The sequence below is a fragment of the Streptomyces sp. HUAS YS2 genome (genome assembly GCF_033343995.1).
In the GTDB taxonomy this organism is placed as follows: Bacteria; Actinomycetota; Actinomycetes; order Streptomycetales; family Streptomycetaceae; genus Streptomyces; species Streptomyces solicathayae.
Window position 1 is genome coordinate 2499519 of sequence record NZ_CP137573.1, and the last position, 18073, is coordinate 2517591.

An 18073-nucleotide genomic window follows, 5' to 3' on the forward strand; every position below is an offset into this window, starting at 1 on the left:
TCGGCCATCACGCGGCGCGGGCGAAGCTGTCGCGCTCGTGACTCACCTGCCGTTCGGACTCGTTGCGTCCGGACCGGCGGCCCGCGCGGCGGGCCTTGACGGCCTCACGGGACAGCCGGTGGGCGGCGGCCTGGCGGACGAGCTCGGCGTGGTTCATGCGGTGGAGTTCGTACTCGAACATCGTGTGCTCCCCTGGTGGGCTCCCGGTCCGTTCGGTCCGGGTGATCGCTCCTTGCGATGTCCCTACTCTCTCGGGCCAGAGGGGGGTGCCACATCGGGCGAGTTCCGCATGTTCGGCGGCGGGGGGCCTTAGGCGCCCCTCCCGGGTGCCTTAGGACTCCTTACGGGCGGCCCGCCACTCCGGGGCGAGGACCGACCAGACCTCCATGTCGTGCCGCTTCCCGCGGTACGGGTAGCTCTCGCGCAGCACGCCGTCCTTGGTCATGCCGAGCCGGCGGGCGACGTTGATGCTGGCCTCGTTCTCCGAGGCGACGAGCCATTCGACGCGGTGGATGCCGCGCTCCTCGACCGCCCAGTCGATGATCGCGCGGGTGGCCCGGGTGACCAGGCCCTTGCCCACGGCGGCGGGCTCCAGCCAGCAGCCCGCCTCGGCGGTGCCGAACTGCACGTCGAAGGTGCGGAACAGGACGCCGCCGACGAGGGTGCCGTCCGCCCAGATGCCCCAGAGCCGGCCGGTGTCGTTCGCGGCCTTGTCGGCGTAGGTGCGGAGGTAGGTCCGGGCGGAGTCCAGGTCGGTCACGAAGTCCGGCAGGGCGATGAACCGTCCGACGTACTCGCGTCCGCGGTCCATGGCGGCCAGCAGTTCCCCGGCCTGCCAGGGCTCCAGCGGCCGCAGTTCGGCGTCGTCACCCAGCGATATCGCGAACATCCTCGTTCTTCTCCTCGGTCGGGGCGGAAACCGTCACACGCTGCGAGGGGATCTTCGCACGCTCCTCGGCCGCGTCGCGGGCGTCGGCGTCCCTGGCGTCCGCGATCGCGCGGGAGTCCGGGGGTTCGATGCTGATCCGCGGCAGCAGCCGGTCGAGCCACTTCGGCAGCCACCAGTTCGCGCCGCCGAGCATGTGCATGAGGGCGGGGACGAGGAGGGTCCGCAGGACGAAGGCGTCCAGTGCGACGGCGGCGGCGAGCGCGATGCCGAACATCGCGACGACCCGGTCACCGGAGAGGACGAAGGCCAGGAAGACGGAGATCATGATGACCGCCGCCGAGTTGATCACCCGGCTGGTCTCGGCGAGGCCGACGCGTACCGCACGCCGGTTGTCGCCGGTCTCCAGCCACTCCTCGTACATCCGGCTGACCAGGAAGACCTGGTAGTCCATGGAGAGGCCGAACAGCACCGAGACCATGATCACGGGCAGGAACGGTTCGATCGGCCCACCGCTGCCGAGGCCGAGCAGCTCGGTGCCCCAGCCCCACTGGAAGATCGCCACGACGACGCCGAAGGCGGCGGCGACGGCCATCACGTTCATCAGGGCGGCCTTCACCGGGATGCCGATCGAGCGGAAGGCCAGCAGGAGCAGCAGGCAGCCGAGCGCCACCACGACGCCGACGAAGAGCGGCAGCTTGCCGACGATGATCTCGGCGAAGTCGTCGTAGGAGGCGGTGACGCCGCCCACGTGCACGTCCAGCGAGGTGCCGTCGGCGGCTGCGGGGATCACGTCGCCGCGGAGCCGGTCGACGAGCTCGCTGGTGGCCTTGGACTGCGGGGAGGAGTCCGGTACGACGGTGAGCACGGCGGTGTCGCCGGTGCTGTTGTACGTCACCGGCGAGACGGACTCGACGCCCTTGGTGTTCGCCAGCTTCGCGGGCAGCTCGCCGAGGGCGAGCCGGTCGTCGGCGCCGTCGATGTCCGCGACGAGGGTCAGCGGCCCGTTGACGCCGGGGCCGAAGCCGTCGGCGAGCAGGTCGTACGCCTGCCGGGTGGTGGCGGTGGCCGGGTTGTTGCCCTGGTCCGAGGTGCCGAGGTGGAGCGAGAGCGTCGGCAGGGTCAGCACGGCCATGACGACGGCGGCGACCGCGCCGAGCAGCTTGGGGTGGCGCTCGACGAAGGCGGACCAGCGGGCGGCGAAGCCGGTGGGCAGCTCCGGCTCGGGGCCGTGCTCGGCGAGCCGGCGGCGCTCGCGGCGGCTGAGCGCCCGCATTCCGATGAAGGACAGCAGCGCGGGCAGCAGGGTCACGGACGCGGCGACGGTGAGGACGACGGTCAGGGAGGCGGCGATGGCGACGCCGTTGAGGAAGTTGAGCCGCAGGATGAGCATGCCGAGCAGGGCGATGCACACGGTCGCGCCGGCGAAGACGACGGCCCTGCCGGTGGTCGCGACGGCGTTCTGCGCGGCTTCGGGGACGCTCAGGCCGCGTTTGAGGCCCTTGCGGTGCCGGGTCACGATGAACAGCGCGTAGTCGATGCCGACGCCGAGGCCGATGAGCATGCCGAGCATCGGTGCGAAGTCGGCGACGGTCATGACATGGCCGAGCAGGGCGATCCCGGCGTACGCGGTGCCGACGCTGACCAGGGCGGTCGCGATGGGCAGCACGCTGGCGGCGAGCGAGCCGAAGGCGAGGAAGAGCACGACGCCGGCGACGGCGACGCCCACGGCCTCGGCGATGTGGCCGCCCTTCGCCTCGGTGAGCGCGACGGCGGTGCCGCCGAGCTCGACCTGCACGCCGTCGCCCTCGGCCTTCTCGGCGGTGTCGACGAGGGCCTGGGCCTGCGCCTCGGGGATGTCGTCGACCTGCGCGCCGAAGGTCACCGTGGCGTACGCGGTGCGGCCGTCCTCGCTGATCTGCGCCTGGCCCGCGGGGCCGTCGTACGGGCCGGTGACGGAGGAGATGCCGGGCAACTCGGCGACCTCGTCGAGCATCGTGGTGACCCGCTGCTCGACGGCGGTGGCGCGGACCGAGCCCTTGTCGGTGTGCCAGACGATGGTGTCGCTGTCGCCGCCGGTGCCGGGGAAGCCCCGTTCGAGCAGGGCGGTGGCACGGCCGGACTCGGTGCCCGGGACCTCGTAGTCGTTCGAGTACGCGTTGCCGGCGACGGCTGCGGCGGCGGTGGCGCCGCCGAGGGCGACGAGCCAGAGCAGAACGGCGACGAGACGGTGCTTGATGCACCACCGGGCGATGGCGGCCAAAGGACGAGCTCCCTCGGGGTTCGTGGATGAGCCCACTGTCGCAGCCGAAAGTGATCCTTTGCCCGTTTCGTGTCGATCCTCACAATGGGCGCGAGGGTACGGAATCGCCCCATACCCCCGCGCCGGGCCGGGTCAGCCCGAGACGCTGGCGCGTCCGTTCTCGATGTGGCCCATCAGACGGCGGCGGAAGCCGTCGGCCGCGGTGACCTCGACGTCGTACCAGCCGTGCGCGTCGGCGGCGGAGTGGACGACCGTACGGCTCTTGCCGGGCTTGACCGTGACCGTGCGGGTCCAGTCCGCGAGGTCGGCCTCGTCGACGTAGCCGAGCGGCCGGACGGTGAAGGAGACCGGGACGGCGGAGGTGTTGCGCACGGTGATGTGCACGTCACGGTCCTCGTGGTCGAGGCGGGTGGTGACCTCGGCCCCGCCCGCGGCGGGCCCCTCGAACTCGCGGCGGAAGCCGTTGGGCCCGGTGATCGTGAAGCGGTACCGCTCACGCGTCAGGGGGACGGCCCATTGCGCCGTGCCCCTGACGTCGCGGTGCTGGGGGACGTCGAACTCGCCCGCGTACGGGTAGAGCGCGAGGGGCGCGCTCGCCCGGCCGCTGTTGCGGAGCTCGACGGTCATGGTGCCGTCGGCGATCGCGCCGTACGCGTCCGGCTGGTACGGCAGCGGGCGGGCCGGCCGGGTTCCCGGCTCCTGCACCGGCATCTTCTGCACCAGGGGCGGCTGGGGCCGCCAGCGGCCGGTGAACGGCGGGATCGGGCCGGGCTGCTCGACCTCGGGCTGCCGATGGCCGCGGCGGAAGTCGAAGGCGGACGTCAGGTCGCCGGTGACGCGGCGGCGCCACGGGGTGATGTTGGGCTCCCGGACGCCCGTCCAGGTCTCCAGGAAGCGGACGACGGAGGTGTGGTCGAAGACCTCCGAGCAGACGTAGCCGCCGACGGACCACGGGGAGACGACGAGCAGCGGGACACGGATGCCGAGGCCGGTGGGCAGGCCCTTGTACCGCTCGTCCTTGTCGTCGGCGGGCGGGACCGGCGGCGGGACGTGGTCGAAGAAGCCGTCGTTCTCGTCGTAGTTGATCAGCAGGACGGTGTGCCGCCAGACGTCCGGGTGCGAGCCGAGGGCGTCGAGCACCTTGTAGACGAGGCTCGCCGAGGCGATCGGCGAGGACGAGCCGGGGTGCTCGGAGTCGATCGCGGAGGGCACCAGGTACGAGACCTCGGGCAGCGTGCCGGCGGCGACGTCGGCACGGAAGGCGTCGGCGAGGGTGCCGGTCTCGACGCGGCGCAGCCCGCGCTCGAAGAGCGAGCGCTCGGCGTCCGTCAGCCCGGCGACGCCCTGCTCCAGGGCGTCCAGGAGCCGGGTCCGCTCGGCGGCGTCCGCGGTGTCGCGGACGGCGGCGTAGAAGGACTCCATGAAGGTGTGGCCGCCGGTGTGGGCGAGCGCCTTGCGGGCGATCTTCTTGAAGCTGGTGAAGAACTCGATGTTGTTGTCGGTGAAGTTCTCCCACTCCGTGTACGTCTTCCAGCTCCGCCCCGCGGCCTCCAGGCGCTCGGCGTAGGTGGGCCAGGCGTAGCCGGGGTGGGTGCCCTCGGCGTAGGCGGCGTTGGTGACGGCGCGGCTGCCGTCGGCCTCGAAGCCGGTCCAGCCGGACCACAGATGGTTCCGGTTGGGGCTGGTGGAGGTGTGGATGGAGGAGTGGTAGGCGTCGCAGACCGTGAAGGTGTCGGCCAGCTCGTGGTGCAGCGGGATGTCCTGGCGGTCGTAGTACGCCATGGTCGCGGCGGTCTTGGCGGTGACCCAGCCGTCCATCCAGCCGCCGTGCCAGGCCTTGGCGCCGCCGCCCCAGGAGTGGTCGAGGTCGCCGATGTACTGGAGGTCCTTCGCCTGCGTCTCGGCGGCGCCGCGGACCGGGAACGGCAGCACGGTCCGGCCGAGCGCGGCGGGCTGCTCGAAGACGGGCTTGCCGGAGGGGAGCTCGATCGCGTTGCGGTCGGAGAACCCCCGAACGCCGCGGAGGGTGCCGAAGTAGTGGTCGAAGGAGCGGTTCTCCTGCATGAGGATCACCACGTGCCTGACCGCGGACAGCCCGCCGGCCGGCGGCTCGGCGGCCATCGCGGCCTGCAGCGACGGCGGCAGCATCGATCCCGCCGCGGCGGCGCCGAGCGCGCCTCCGCCCAGCGCGAGCAGCCTTCTGCGCGAAATCTCCGGGGACAAGCCCGACCTCCCAGTCGACGGCCAATGGATCGCCTTCGAGCCATTGGGTGCGGTACGGCCGGGACGGTAGTGAGACCGGATGACCGAAAGTCGACCCGACGACGTCCTGGCAGTGAACGTCCGACGGGTCGCCCCGGGAGTCCGAGCGGAATCAGGGGCGCCAGTAGAGGGCCGGGTCGGGGTGGGGCGTGAAGCCGAGGGCACGGTAGAGGGGTTCGCCCTCCTCGGACGCGTACAGATCCGCCCGCGCGACGCCACGCTCGCGGAACCAGTCGAGCAGGCCGTGCATGATCGCCCGGCTGTGGCCGCGGCGGCGGAACGCCGGGTCGGTGACCACGCCGATCACGTGGCCGATGAGTCCGTTGCGCAGGTGCGGGCCGGGCAGCCGCTGCTCGACGGTGCCGATGCCGCAGGCGGCGAGCCCGCCGCCGTCGCCGTCCACCACGAGGATGCGCACGGCGTCCGACGCCATCTGCTCCTTCAGGACGGCGGCGAGTTCGCGCCGCCAGTCGTCGTCCCCCTCCGCCGGCGCGAAGAACTCGCCGCCCAGATCCTCGAACAACAGCGCCCGAAGCCGTACGAGCTCGGCGACGTCGCCCTGCGATGCCTTGCGCACACGTGACATGTAATGACCCTATGCGCCATGCAGCCATTACCGCAATGCTTCGTCCGCGCGGGCGTCGACGGGCCGCTGATCGCCGCTCCGAGAAAGGCCCGAGGGGCGGTACGGCCGTCTCGTCGACAGCCGTACCGCCCCTCGGTCCCGGAGCCCGGGTCAGCCCTCGCTGACGCCCAGCTTCTCCAGGATCAGGTCCTTCACGCGAGCCGCGTCGGCCTGGCCACGGGTGGCCTTCATGACCGCGCCGACCAGGGCGCCGACCGCGGCGACCTTGCCGCCGCGGATCTTGTCCGCGATGGCCGCGTTGCCCGCGATCGCCTCGTCGACGGCCGCGCCGAGCGCGCCCTCGTCGGAGACGACCTTCAGACCGCGCTTCTCGACGACCGCGTCCGGGTCGCCCTCACCCGCGAGCACGCCCTCGATGACCTGACGGGCCAGCTTGTCGGTGAGGTCGCCGGAGGCCACCAGCTCCGTCACCCGGGCGACCTGCGCCGGGGTGATCGCCAGCTCGTCCAGGGCCTTGCCCGACTCGTTGGCGGAACGGGCCAGTTCGCCCATCCACCACTTGCGGGCCTGGTCCGCGGGAGCACCCGCGTCCGTGGTCGCGACGATCAGGTCGACCGCGCCCGCGTTGAGGATCGACTGCATGTCGTGCTCGCTGACGCCCCACTCCTCGCGGAGCCGGTTGCGGCGCACGCGCGGCAGCTCGGGCAGGCTCTTCCGCAGCCCCTCGACCCACTCGCGGGAGGGGGCCACCGGCACCAGGTCCGGCTCCGGGAAGTAGCGGTAGTCCTCGGCGTTGTCCTTGATGCGGCCGGAGGTGGTGGAGCCGTCGTCCTCGTGGAAGTGACGGGTCTCCTGCACGATCGTGCCGCCGGAGGCGAGCACGGCCGCGTGGCGCTGGATCTCGTAGCGCGCCGCCCGCTCCACCGAACGGAGCGAGTTGACGTTCTTCGTCTCCGAGCGGGTGCCGAAGGTCGTGGTGCCGTTGGGGCGCAGCGACAGGTTCACGTCGCAGCGCATCTGGCCCTTGTCCATCCGCGCCTCGGAGACGCCCAGCGCGCGGATCAGCTCGCGCAGCTCGGCGACGTACGCCTTGGCGACCTCGGGGGCCCGCTCGCCGGCACCCTCGATCGGCTTGGTGACGATCTCGATCAGCGGGATGCCGGCCCGGTTGTAGTCGAGCAGCGAGTGCGAGGCGCCGTGGATGCGGCCGGTCGCGCCGCCGATGTGCGTCGACTTGCCGGTGTCCTCCTCCATGTGGGCGCGCTCGATCTCCACGCGGAAGATCTCGCCGTCCTCCAGCTGGACGTCCAGGTAGCCGTTGAAGGCGATCGGCTCGTCGTACTGCGAGGTCTGGAAGTTCTTCGGCATGTCCGGATAGAAGTAGTTCTTCCGGGCGAAGCGGCACCACTCGGCGATCTCGCAGTTGAGCGCGAGGCCGATCTTGACCGCCGACTCGACGCCGATCGCGTTGACGACCGGGAGCGAGCCGGGCAGACCGAGACAGGTCGGGCAGGTCTGCGAGTTGGCCTCGGCGCCCAGCTCGGTCGAGCAGCCGCAGAACATCTTGGTCTTGGTACCGAGTTCGACATGGACCTCGAGGCCCATGACGGGGTCGTACTCGGCGAGGGCCGCCTCGTACGACAGCAGTTCAGTGGTCACGGTGAGACTTTCCCTCTCAGCCCAGCAGGACGTCGTCGTCGCCCATGCGCTTCAGCTCGCGGTAGAGGATCGCGAGGCCGGTGACGATGGCGGCGGCGGACACGACGGCGTCGGCGAGCTTCAGCATGTCGTGCTCGTTGCGGGCCTTCTTGGCCTGCTTGTACACGGTGACGGCGCCGAAGGCGGTGGTGCCGATGGACAGGTACGTACCGGCCTTGGACTTCTTGAAGCCCTTGGCCTTGGCGAGTGTGGTGCTCACAGCGACGGTGCCTCCTCAAGCAGCGGGTGACCCCAGCGCTCGACGAAGGCGGCCTCGACTGCGGCACCCACCTTGTACAGGCGGTCGTCCTTCATCGCCGGGGCGATGATCTGCAGACCGACCGGCAGCCCGTCCTCCGGCGCGAGGCCGCAGGGCAGGGACATGGCCGCGTTGCCGGCCAGGTTGGTCGGGATGGTGCACAGGTCCGCGAGGTACATCGCCATCGGGTCGTCGGCGCGCTCGCCGATCGGGAAGGCGGTGGTGGGCGTCGTCGGGGAGACGATCACGTCCACCTGCTCGAATGCCTTCTCGAACTCCCGGGTGATCAGCGTGCGGACCTTCTGGGCCGAGCCGTAGTACGCGTCGTAGTAGCCGGAGCTGAGCGCGTAGGTACCGAGGATGATGCGGCGCTTGACCTCGTCGCCGAAGCCGGCCTCACGGGTGAGGGCGGTGACGTCCTCGGCCGAGCGGGTGCCGTCGTCGCCGACGCGCAGGCCGTAGCGCATGGCGTCGAAGCGGGCCAGGTTGGAGGAGCACTCCGACGGCGCGATCAGGTAGTACGCCGAGAGCGCGAGGTCGAAGGTCGGGCAGTCCAGCTCGACGATCTCGGCGCCCAGCTCCTTGAGGAGCTCCACCGACTCGTCGAAGCGCTGCACGACGCCGGCCTGGTAGCCCTCGCCGCGGAACTGCTTGACGACGCCGACGCGCATGCCGGCCACCGAGCCGTTGCGGGCGGCCTCGACGACCGGCGGGACCGGCGCGTCGATGGACGTCGAGTCGAGCGGGTCGTGGCCGGCGATGACCTCGTGCAGCAGCGCCGCGTCCAGGACCGTACGGGCGCACGGGCCGCCCTGGTCGAGGGAGGACGAGAAGGCCACCATGCCGTACCGGGAGACGCCGCCGTAGGTCGGCTTGACGCCGACGGTGCCGGTGACGGCGGCGGGCTGGCGGATCGAGCCGCCGGTGTCCGTGCCGATGGCGAGCGGGGCCTCGTACGAGGCGAGCGCGGCGGACGAACCGCCGCCGGAGCCGCCGGGGATCCGGGTCAGGTCCCAGGGGTTTCCGGTCGGGCCGTACGCGCTGTTCTCGGTGGAGGACCCCATGGCGAACTCGTCCATGTTGGTCTTGCCGAGGATGACGACGTCGGCCTCCTTCAGCTTGCGCGTCAGGGTGGCGTCGTACGGCGGGATCCAGCCCTCGAGGATCTTCGAACCCACGGTCGTGGGTACGCCCACGGTGGTGAAGATGTCCTTGAGCGCCAGCGGGACGCCGGCCAGCGGGCCGAGCTTCTCGCCGGCCGCGCGCTTGGCGTCCACGGCGCGGGCCTGCGCGAGCGCGCCCTCGCGGTCGACGTGCAGGAAGGCGTGCACCTTCTCGTCGACCGCGTCGATCCGGGCCAGGTGGGCCTCGGTGACCTCGACGGCCGTGAGCTCGCCGGAGGCGATCTTCGACGCGATCTCGGCGGCGGTGAGCTTGATGATGTCCGTCATGTGATTAGTCCTCCCCCAGGATCTGCGGCACCTTGAAACGCTGCTGCTCCTGGGCCGGGGCGCCGGAGAGCGCCTGCTCGGGGGTGAGCGACGGACGGACCTCGTCCGCGCGCATGACATTGGTCAGCGGCAGCGGGTGGGAGGTCGGCGGGACGTCTTGGTCGGCGACCTCGGCGACGCGGGCGACCGCGCCGATGATGTCGTCGAGCTGACCGGCGAAGTGATCGAGCTCTTCGCCCTTCAGTTCCAGACGCGCCAGCCGGGCGAGGTGGGCGACCTCCTCGCGCGTGATGCCAGGCATGCAGCGATCCTCAGGGGTGAGTGTGTGTCGTTTGGACCCAATCCTAGGGGGCGGACGGTTCCCGGCACGAAACGCATTACAGTCCTGACCGTCACCGGCACCTGTGCGACACCGATCCGAGGGGGATCCATGACGGAGCAGAACGGCGCGGAGCGGGACGGCAAGGACGGCAAGGACGCCAAGGTCGCGACGATCGAGCGGTTCTTCGCCGCCTACGCGGCGGGCGACGTGGAGGGGATGAGCGGCACGCTGGCGGAGGACATCGCCTGGACGATCCCGGGCCGTCATCCGCTGTCGGGGACCAAGCACGGCCTCGCGGAGGTGCGCAGCTTCTTCGACCAGCTGGGCACGGCGGGCTTCAAGGCCGAGCCGATCTTCTTCGGCGCGAACGAGGAGTACGTGGTGGACGTGCACCGCGGCTGGTCCACCGAGGGTGTCGGGCAGGTCGACACGATCTGGGCGCTGGTCTGGCACTTCGACGCGGACGGGAAGATCGACCGGGTCGTCAACCTGAGCGGCGACCAGCACCAGATGGACAACTACGTCTGGGCGAACTTCACCCTGGCCCCGCTGCCGACCCGGCTGGCCTGACCGGCCCGGACGACGGGGCCCGAACGGGGCGGGACGTTACTTCACGGCCTGCCCCGAGGGGTGGTCCGCCTCGGCCGCGGCCTGCAGCTCGCTCGGCCGGTGCCAGCCGTGCTCGCCGCGGGCGCGCAGCCAGGCCGTGGTCTCGCTCGGCGGCATCGCGGCGGCGACCAGCCAGCCCTGGACGGCGTCGCAGCCCAGGTCCCGCAGGCGCTCCCAGGTCTCGTCGTCCTCGACGCCCTCGGCGACGACCAGCAGGCCGAGGGAGTGCGCGAGGTCGACGGTGCAGCGGACGATCTCGGCGTCCTCGGTGTCCACGGCGAGCCGGGCCACGAAGGAGCGGTCGATCTTCAGTTCGCTGACCGGCAGCCGGCGCAGGTGCACCAGGGAGGAGTAGCCGGTGCCGAAGTCGTCGAGCGACATCTTCACGCCGTGGCCGGTGAGCCCGGCCAGGGTGTCGGCGGCCCGCTGCGGGTCCTCCAGGAGCACGTGTTCCGTTATCTCCAGCTGGAGGGCGCCGGCCGGCACGCCGTGCCGGGCGAGCCGGGCCGCGACGGCGCCGGCGAAGCCGGGCGTGTGCACGTCGCGGGGGGAGACGTTGACCGCGACCGGGACCTTCAGGCCCTGCGCGCGCCACCGGGCGACCTGGGCCAGGGCGGTCTCCAGGACGTACTCGGTGAGGTGCGGCATCAGGCCGGAGGACTCGGCGATGGCGATGAACTCGTCCGGCGGGACCTTGCCCCGTTCGGGGTGCACCCAGCGCACCAGCGCCTCCAGGCCGGCCACCTGTCCGTCGAAGCGGACCTTGGGCTGGTAGTGCAGCTCGACCTCGCCGGCGTCCAGCGCGCGGCGCAGGTCGCCGAGCAGACCGAGCCGGTCGGGGGTGTTGGAGTCGCGCTTGGACTCGTACACCTCGACGCCGGTGCGGTCCCGCTTGGCCTGGTACATCGCCACGTCGGCGCGGCGCAGCAGGCCCTCCGCGTCGAGCGCGTGGTCGGGGAAGACCGCGACGCCCGCGCTGGCCTCCAGGACGAGGGTGAGCCCGTCCAGGTCGAGCGGCGAGGACAGTTCGGCGACGAGGTGCCGGGCGACCCGCTGGGCGCTGGTGGTGGAGTCGGCGGCGGGCAGCAGGACGGCGAACTCGTCGCCGCCGAGCCGGGCCGCCTCGGCGCCGCGCGGCAGCGCGAGTCGCAGCCGGTCCGCTATCTGCAGCAGCAGCCGGTCGCCCGCGAGGTGGCCGAGCGTGTCGTTGACCGATCGGAAGCGGTCGAGGTCGATCAGGACGAGGGCGGAGCGGGCCCCCTCGGCCTCGGCCTGCTCCAGCGCCGTCCAGGTCCGCTCCAGGAGCCACTGGCGGTTGGGCAGCCCGGTCAGCGGGTCCTTCAGCTGCTCCTCGGCGCGGGCCCGGGCGATCCAGAGGGTGGAGTCGAGGGCGATCAGCGGTACGGCGAACAGCGGCAGCAGGACGGGCAGGGAGGCGGCGACCACGCAGATCAGCGGGGCGATGCCGAGCAGCGCCACGGCCACCAGGCCCTGGCGCATCAGGGCCGTCCGGGCGACCGTGGGCAGCCCGCCGCCCTGCGGCGCGAGCGCGTACCACAGCAGCACCCGGGTGACCGCGAGATAGGCGCCCGCGGCCAGCGCCACTTCCGGCAGGGCCGCGATCCCCCAGTCGAGCGGCTGCCAGGGCGCGTCGACGGTCGGGACGTCCCCGAAGGCGAGCAGGACGAGGGCGGCGGCGCCGATGCCGAGGACGTCCGCGGCGCCGTGCAGCAGGCCCTGTCGCCAGCGGTGCCGCCGGGCCGCGGAGACCAGCAGGACGACCGCCAGGGACACCAGACCGGCCGGCACCCAGCCGTACAGGAGCAGGACGGCGAGGGTGAGGGCGGCGCCGGAGCCCGTGCCGCCCCACCAGCGTTCCCGGCCGAGGGCGACCAGATGGCCCACGACGAGTGCGGTGAGCACGGCGAAGGACCATCCGGCGGCGCCACCGGGGAAGAGCCCGTGGCCGGTGCCGATCACCGCGAAGATGCCGGCGACGAACACGACGGCGGCGAGCCCCGCCAGCGCGGCGGCCGCCGCGGAACCGAAGCCCGCGTATCCCGCGCGGGCGTGCGACCGCGGGACCGGGGCGGCACTCTCGGTCGGTTTCATTCCCGTCCCTCTCACAGCCGGCGGTGCCGATGCATCGCGATGGCCCGTTGTCATGCCATCACGGCTGACATCCCACCACGCAGCCGTGCACGACGAGGCGCACGTCTCAACAGTAGGACGCGGGAGCCCCCTGCGGGCAGCGCTCTACAGGTCTTGCCCGAATGCGACCCGGCCACCCGTAACGATCTGGTATGCGCTGAACGGGTGAGCTCCGGGCCGGCCCGGGCGCCCGCTCAGCCGGCCTCGGGCACCGGGACCGCGGCCTCCCGGGCGGCCTCCGGACCCTGTTCCAGCAGCACCGCGAAGCCTTCCTCGTTCAGAACCGGAACCTTCAGCTGCATCGCCTTGTCGTATTTGGACCCCGGGTTGTCACCCACAACGACAAAGTCGGTCTTCTTCGAAACGGAACCGGTCACCTTCGCTCCGCGGCTCTGCAACGCCTCTTTTGCGCCATCCCTGGTGTGGTTCTCCAGGGTGCCGGTGACGACGACCGTCAGCCCCTCCAGCGGACGCGGGCCCTCGTCCTCGCCGGCCCCCTCGTCCTCCGTCCGGGCCCCGGCCTCCCGCCACTTGCGCAGGATCTCGCGGTGCCAGTCCTCGGCGAACCACTGCTTCACCGCGGCCGCGATGATCGGGCCGACGCCCTCGGTGGCCGCCAGCTCCTGCTCGGTGGCCGCGTCGATGCGGTCGATGGAGCGGAACTCGCGGGCCAGCGCCTGGGCCGCGACCGGACCCACGTGCCGGATCGACAGGCCGTTGAGGAAGCGGGCGAGCGGACGCTGCTTGGCGGCCTCGATGTTCGCCAGCATCGCCAGCGCGTTCTTCTTCGGCTCGCCCTTCTGGTTGGCGAAGACCGTGACGACCTTCGCCTCGCCGGTCTTCGGGTCCCGCTTGGGCAGCCCGCTGTCCTGGTCGCGCACGTACGCCTTGATCGGCAGCAGCTGCTCGATCGTCAGGTCGAACAGGTCGCCCTCGTCGCGCAGCGCCGGCTCGGCCGGCTCCAGCGGGCGGGTCAGCGCCGCCGCCGCCACCTCGCCGAAGTTCTCGATGTCCAGGCACTCGCGGCCGGCGAGGTAGGAGACGCGCTCCCGAAGCTGGGCCGGGCAGGTCCGGGCGTTCGGGCAGCGCAGGTCGATGTCGCCCTCCTTCATGGCCCGCAGCGGCGTACCGCACTCGGGACACTCGGCCGGCATGACGAACTCGCGCTCCGTGCCGTCCCGCAGGTCGACGACCGGGCCGAGGATCTCCGGGATCACGTCGCCCGCCTTGCGCAGCACCACCGTGTCGCCGATCAGCACGCCCTTGAGCTTCACCACGTCCTGGTTGTGCAGGGTGGCGAACTCGACCTCGGACCCGGCCACCGTGACCGGCTCGACCTGCGCGTACGGCGTGACCCGGCCGGTCCGGCCGACGCCGACCTTGATGTCGACCAGCTTGGTGTTGACCTCCTCCGGCGGGTACTTCCAGGCGATCGCCCAGCGCGGCGCGCGCGCCGTCGAGCCCAGCCGACCCTGGAGCGGGATCTCGTCCAGCTTCACGACCACGCCGTCGATCTCGTGCTCGACGGAGTGCCGGTTCTCGCCGAAGTACGCGATGAACTCGCGCACGCCCGCCAGCGAGTCGACCACCCGGTTGTGCCGGGCGGTCGGCAGGCCCCACTCGTGGAGCAGCTCGTACGCCTCGGAGAGCCGGGCGATGTCCAGGCCGTCGCGGGCACCGAGGCCGTGCACGACCATGCGCAGCGGCAGCGTGGCGGTGACCCGGGGGTCCTTCTGGCGCAGCGAACCCGAGGCGGAGTTGCGCGGGTTGGCGTACGGCTGCTCGCCGGCGGCGATCCGGCGGGCGTTCAGCTCCTCGAACTTCTCCATCGGGAAGTAGACCTCGCCGCGGATCTCCACGAGGTCCGGGATCCGGTCGCCCTTGAGTCGGTCCGGAATGCCCTGGATCGTCCGGGCGTTGGGCGTGATGTCCTCGCCCGTGGTGCCGTTGCCCCGGGTGGCGGCCCGGGTCAGCCGGCCCTTCTCGTACGTGAGGTTGACCGCCAGGCCGTCGACCTTCAGCTCGCACAGGAAGTGGTACCCGGACGCGCCGACGTCCCGCGCGACGCGCTCCGCCCAGGCGGCGAGCTCCGCGTCGTCGAAGGCGTTGTCGAGCGAGAGCATCCGCTCCCGGTGGTCGACCTTCGCGAGGCCCGTCTCGTAGTCCCCGGAGACCTTCTGGGTCGGCGAGTCGGGCGTGCGCAGCGCCGGGTACTCGTCCTCCAGCGCCTCGAGGGCGCGCAGGAGCCTGTCGAACTCCGCGTCACTGACGACCGGCTGGTCCTTCACGTAGTACCGGAAGCGGTGCTCCTCGACCTGCTCGGCCAGCTGTGCGTGCTGCTCCCGCACGTCGGCGGGCAGGGCCCCCTGTTCGACAGCCACCGTTTCGTCCTCCCGTCACTCAGGGTTGTCCGCGAGCGATCTCGCCGCACGGACGCAGTGGGCGAGCGCCGCCCGGGCATAAGCGGGCGAAGCGCCCGCGAGCCCGCACGAGGGGGTGACCACGACGGACTCCGCCAGAGTCCCCGGATTCAGCCCCAGCCTGCGCCACAGCGTCCTGACACCCATGACGCTACCGCCCGGGTCGGACAATGCGGCGTCGGTGGACGGCACCACGCCTGCGAAGAGCTTCGTGCCGGCTTCCACGGCCTCGCCGATCGGCTCCTCGTCACGTTCGGTGAGGAGCCCGAAATCGAACGAGACACCCGCCACGCCGGCCCTGCGAAGCAGGGCGAACGGCACGTCCGGGGCGCACGAGTGGACCACGACCGGGCCGTCGTGAACGGCGATCACGTCCCGCAGCGCGCTCTCCACGACCTGCCGGTCCACGGCCCGGTACGTGCGGTAGCCGCTGGCGGTGCGGACCTGTCCGCGCAGCACGGCGGTGAGGGAGGGCTCGTCGAGCTGGAGCACCAGGTCGGCCCCCGGCACCCGCTTGCGCAGTTCGGCGAGGTGACCGCGGAGTCCTTCGGCGAGCGAGCCCGCGAGGTCCCGGCAGGCACCTGCGTCGCCGAGCGCGGCCTCGCCGCCGCGCAGCTCCAGGGCGGCGGCGAGCGTCCACGGCCCGACGGCCTGGACCTTCAGCGGGCCCTCGTAGCCCTGGGTGAACTCCTCCAGCGCGTCGAGGTCCTCGCCGAGCCAGGAGCGGGCGCGCCGGGTGTCGCGGCCGGGCCGGTCGCTGACCCGCCAGCCGCTCGGCTCGACATGGGCGTACATCTCGACGAGCAGCCCGATCGTCCGCCCGATCATGTCCGCGCCGGGCCCGCGGGCGGGCAGCTCCGCGAGGTACGGGAAGTCCTCGAAGGACCCGGTGACGGTCTTGGCGGCCTCGCGCGCGTCGCCGCCGGGCATGGACCCGACGCCGGTCGCGGGCCCCCAGGTGAAGTCGCTCTTCTCGCTCACCCGGGAAGCCTACGCGGGCGGTCCCGCCACTACCGCCCCGGACGGACCGTCAGGTCGTTGATCTCGGCGTCGCGCGGCAGGTCGATCGCGGTGACGATCGTCGTGGCGACCGACTCGGGGTCGATCCAGCGGGACGCGTCGTACTCCTTGCCCTCCTGGCGGTGCACCTTCGCCTGCATCGGGCTGGCGGTCCGGCCCGGGTAGACGGAGGTGACCCGGACGCCATTGGCGTGCTCCTCCTGGCGCAGCGAGTCGGCGAGCGCCTTCAGGCCGTGCTTGGAGGCCGCGTACGCGCTCCAGTCGGCGTGCGCGGCGAGCCCGGCACCGGAGTTCACGAACACCACGTGGCCCTGTGAGACCCGCAGCTGGGGCAGCAGGTGCCGGGTCAGCTCGGCCGGGGCGATCAGGTTGACGTTCAGCTGGTGGTGCCAGGTCTTCGGGGTGAGGTCGCCGACCGGGCCGAGCTCCACGACGCCCGCGATGTGCAGCAGGGTGTCGACCCGCTCGGGCATGGTCTGGTGCGAGAAGGCCCAGGACAGCCGGTCCGGGTCGGCGAGGTCGCCGACGAGGGTGCGGGAGCCCGGGAACGCGGCGGCGAGTTCCTTGGCGCGGCCCGCGTCGCGGGCGTGCAGCACCAGCTCGTCGCCGCGCGCGTGCAGGCGGCGGGCGACCGCAGCCCCGATGCCGGAGCCGGCTCCGGTGATCACATGAGTAGCCATAGCGGCCATGCTCGCACTACTGGATGCCCACGCTCTCCTCCAGGTAGGCGAGCGCCGAGACGCCGTCCTCGGCGAAGAAGACCAGGTCGGTCAGCGGGAGCGGCAGGAAGCCCTCCTCGTCCATCCGCCGGAACTGGTCCTTGAGCCCGTCGTAGAACCCCTCCGTGTTCAGGACCACCACCGGCTTGGCGTGCTTGCCGTGCTTCTTCAGCTCCAGCACGTCGGTGGCCTCGTCGAGCGTGCCGGTGCCGCCGACCATGACCACGATCGCGTCCGACTTCTCCAGGAGCAGCGCCTTGCGCTCGGCGAGGTCCTTGGCGGTGATCATCTCGTCGGCCTGCTCACGGGCCTTGTACGCCAGGAACTCCACCGAGATGCCGACGAGCCGGCCGCCGTTCTCCTGCACGCCGTCCGCCACGACCTTCATCAGGCCGACGTCCGAACCGCCCCAGACCAGGGTGTGGCCACCCTTGCCGAGCAGTTCGGCGAACTCACGGGCAGGGCGGGTGTAGCGCTCGTCGAGGTCGGCGGCGGAGAGGAAGACGCAGATGTTCATCCCCCCACCGTAGGGCCTGCCGCCGACACTCCCGCGAGAAATGCCGCCCGGGACCGATGAGTTCCGGCGACGCCCGCGGTCTGCCCTGGCATGGACGAGGTGAACTCCACGCTGAGCAGGTCCCGGGGGCAGGTCACGGCGCCGGACGGGACACGGATCGCGTACGAGCGGTACGGCGACGGGCCGCCGCTCGTCCTGGTGAGCGGGGCGCTGTGCACGGCAGGGGCGGAACTCCCGCTGGCCGGGCTGCTCGCACCGCGGCACACGGTGGTCGCGTACGACCGGCGGGGCCGCGGCGCCAGCGGCGACGGCCCGGCGTACTCGGTGGAGCGGGAGATCGAGGACCTGGCGGCGGTACTCGGCGAGGCGGGCGACGGCGCGGCGGTGCACGGGACGTCGTCGGGCGGCGCGCTCGCCCTGGCCGCGGCGGCCGCGGGCCTGCCGATCGCCCGGCTCTCGGTGTTCGAGCCGCCGTACTCAGCCGATCCGGCGGCCGGGGCGGTCTTCGCGGCGCACACGGCGCGGCTGACGGAGCTGCTGGACAAGGGCGCGCGGGACGCGGCCCTGGAGCTGTTCCTGTCCGGGGCGATGCCGCCGGAGGCGCTCGCCGGGATGCGTGGCTCCCCGGCCTGGCCCGGGCTGCGCGAGGTCGCGCACACCCTCGCGTACGACCACGCGGTGCTGGGCGACGGCCTGGTGCCGACGGAACGGCTGGCCGGGGTGCACACCCGCACCCTGGTGGTGGACGGCGGCGCGAGCCCGCTGTGGATGCGCGAGGCGGCCGGCGCCGTGGCCACCGCGCTTCCCCGGGGCCGGCACCGCACGCTGACGGGCCAGACCCACATGGTGGCGCCGCACGTCCTGGCGCCGGTGCTCGCGGAGTTCTACGCGGAGGACTGACCGGGGCCGG

General features: G+C 72.1%; 16 protein-coding genes. 2 read left to right on the forward strand and 14 right to left on the reverse strand.

What is annotated here, in order from left to right; all coding sequences use genetic code 11:
- Positions 1–7 precede the first annotated feature (7 nt).
- From R2D22_RS11180 to gatC, 9 genes are all read right to left on the reverse strand, one after another.
- A complete protein-coding gene (locus R2D22_RS11180; RefSeq protein ID WP_318102938.1) occupies positions 8–181 on the reverse strand; it encodes a hypothetical protein in 174 nt (57 codons plus the stop codon).
- Positions 182–331: 150 nt separating this feature from the next.
- Positions 332–889 (reverse strand): GNAT family N-acetyltransferase, encoded by a 558-nt coding sequence (locus R2D22_RS11185; RefSeq protein ID WP_318102939.1) that lies wholly within the window; start codon positions 887–889, stop codon positions 332–334.
- Entirely contained in the window at positions 867–3149 is a 2283-nt protein-coding gene (locus R2D22_RS11190) for an MMPL family transporter (protein ID WP_318102940.1), read from the reverse strand. The genes R2D22_RS11185 and R2D22_RS11190 overlap by 23 nt, the downstream gene beginning before the upstream one ends.
- 132 nt (positions 3150–3281) lie before the next feature.
- Positions 3282–5372: a phosphocholine-specific phospholipase C gene (locus tag R2D22_RS11195; protein ID WP_318102941.1), complete on the reverse strand. Its 2091-nt coding sequence runs from the start codon at positions 5370–5372 to the stop codon at positions 3282–3284.
- A gap of 151 nt (positions 5373–5523) precedes the next feature.
- Positions 5524–5997 carry a GNAT family N-acetyltransferase gene (locus tag R2D22_RS11200; protein WP_318102942.1) on the reverse strand — a complete coding sequence of 158 codons (474 nt, stop codon included), beginning with the start codon at positions 5995–5997 and terminating at the stop codon, positions 5524–5526.
- Positions 5998–6147: 150 nt separating this feature from the next.
- Positions 6148–7656 carry an Asp-tRNA(Asn)/Glu-tRNA(Gln) amidotransferase subunit GatB gene (gene gatB, locus R2D22_RS11205; RefSeq protein WP_318102943.1) on the reverse strand — a complete coding sequence of 503 codons (1509 nt, stop codon included), beginning with the start codon at positions 7654–7656 and terminating at the stop codon, positions 6148–6150.
- Positions 7657–7672: 16 nt separating this feature from the next.
- Complete coding sequence (locus tag R2D22_RS11210; protein ID WP_318102944.1) at positions 7673–7915, reverse strand: hypothetical protein; 243 nt, start codon at positions 7913–7915, stop codon at positions 7673–7675.
- The gene (gene gatA, locus R2D22_RS11215; RefSeq protein ID WP_318102945.1) at positions 7912–9405 is read right to left on the reverse strand and encodes an Asp-tRNA(Asn)/Glu-tRNA(Gln) amidotransferase subunit GatA; all 1494 of its coding nucleotides are present in this window, start codon (positions 9403–9405) and stop codon (positions 7912–7914) included. Before gatA ends, R2D22_RS11210 begins: the two co-directional genes overlap by 4 nt.
- Positions 9406–9409: 4 nt before the next feature.
- Positions 9410–9706: an Asp-tRNA(Asn)/Glu-tRNA(Gln) amidotransferase subunit GatC gene (gene gatC / locus R2D22_RS11220; protein ID WP_318102946.1), complete on the reverse strand. Its 297-nt coding sequence runs from the start codon at positions 9704–9706 to the stop codon at positions 9410–9412.
- A gap of 129 nt (positions 9707–9835) precedes the next feature.
- Here gatC and R2D22_RS11225 point away from each other — a divergent pair, with 129 nt between their 5' ends.
- On the forward strand, positions 9836–10297 hold the full coding sequence (locus R2D22_RS11225) for a nuclear transport factor 2 family protein (protein WP_318102947.1): 462 nt from the start codon (positions 9836–9838) through the stop codon (positions 10295–10297).
- Positions 10298–10333: 36 nt separating this feature from the next.
- On the opposite strand, the gene R2D22_RS11230 is transcribed toward R2D22_RS11225, so the two are convergent.
- The 5 genes from R2D22_RS11230 to R2D22_RS11250 form a co-directional block, all read right to left on the reverse strand.
- Positions 10334–12448, reverse strand: coding sequence for a putative bifunctional diguanylate cyclase/phosphodiesterase (locus R2D22_RS11230; RefSeq protein ID WP_318102948.1), 2115 nt, complete (start codon positions 12446–12448; stop codon positions 10334–10336).
- A gap of 233 nt (positions 12449–12681) precedes the next feature.
- Entirely contained in the window at positions 12682–14868 is a 2187-nt protein-coding gene (gene ligA, locus R2D22_RS11235; RefSeq protein ID WP_318102949.1) for an NAD-dependent DNA ligase LigA, read from the reverse strand.
- A 15-nt stretch (positions 14869–14883) separates the two neighbouring features.
- Entirely contained in the window at positions 14884–15888 is a 1005-nt protein-coding gene (locus R2D22_RS11240) for a methionine synthase (protein ID WP_318102950.1), read from the reverse strand.
- A gap of 29 nt (positions 15889–15917) precedes the next feature.
- Positions 15918–16616, reverse strand: coding sequence for an SDR family oxidoreductase (locus tag R2D22_RS11245; RefSeq protein ID WP_318102951.1), 699 nt, complete (start codon positions 16614–16616; stop codon positions 15918–15920).
- Between the two features lie 7 nt (positions 16617–16623).
- Positions 16624–17163, reverse strand: a complete 540-nt coding sequence (locus R2D22_RS11250) for an LOG family protein (RefSeq protein WP_318102952.1) — start codon at positions 17161–17163, stop codon at positions 16624–16626.
- Between the two features lie 90 nt (positions 17164–17253).
- Between R2D22_RS11250 and R2D22_RS11255 the strand changes: the two genes are divergently transcribed.
- Positions 17254–18063, forward strand: coding sequence for an alpha/beta fold hydrolase (locus R2D22_RS11255; RefSeq protein WP_318102953.1), 810 nt, complete (start codon positions 17254–17256; stop codon positions 18061–18063).
- Positions 18064–18073: the final 10 nt, after the last annotated feature.

Excerpts from the sequence above, each read along its gene's own strand:
- gatA (WP_318102945.1), bottom strand. The coding sequence starts at position 9,405 with ATGACGGACATCATCAAGCTCACCGCCGCCGAGATCGCGTCGAAGATC.
- R2D22_RS11230 (WP_318102948.1), bottom strand. The coding sequence starts at position 12,448 with ATGAAACCGACCGAGAGTGCCGCCCCGGTCCCGCGGTCGCACGCCCGC.
- R2D22_RS11185 (WP_318102939.1), bottom strand. The coding sequence starts at position 889 with ATGTTCGCGATATCGCTGGGTGACGACGCCGAACTGCGGCCGCTGGAG.
- R2D22_RS11180 (WP_318102938.1), bottom strand. The coding sequence starts at position 181 with ATGTTCGAGTACGAACTCCACCGCATGAACCACGCCGAGCTCGTCCGC.
- R2D22_RS11200 (WP_318102942.1), bottom strand. The coding sequence starts at position 5,997 with ATGTCACGTGTGCGCAAGGCATCGCAGGGCGACGTCGCCGAGCTCGTA.
- R2D22_RS11245 (WP_318102951.1), bottom strand. The coding sequence starts at position 16,616 with ATGGCCGCTATGGCTACTCATGTGATCACCGGAGCCGGCTCCGGCATC.
- R2D22_RS11225 (WP_318102947.1), top strand. The coding sequence starts at position 9,836 with ATGACGGAGCAGAACGGCGCGGAGCGGGACGGCAAGGACGGCAAGGAC.
- R2D22_RS11250 (WP_318102952.1), bottom strand. The coding sequence starts at position 17,163 with ATGAACATCTGCGTCTTCCTCTCCGCCGCCGACCTCGACGAGCGCTAC.
- R2D22_RS11255 (WP_318102953.1), top strand. The coding sequence starts at position 17,254 with ATGGACGAGGTGAACTCCACGCTGAGCAGGTCCCGGGGGCAGGTCACG.
- gatC (WP_318102946.1), bottom strand. The coding sequence starts at position 9,706 with ATGCCTGGCATCACGCGCGAGGAGGTCGCCCACCTCGCCCGGCTGGCG.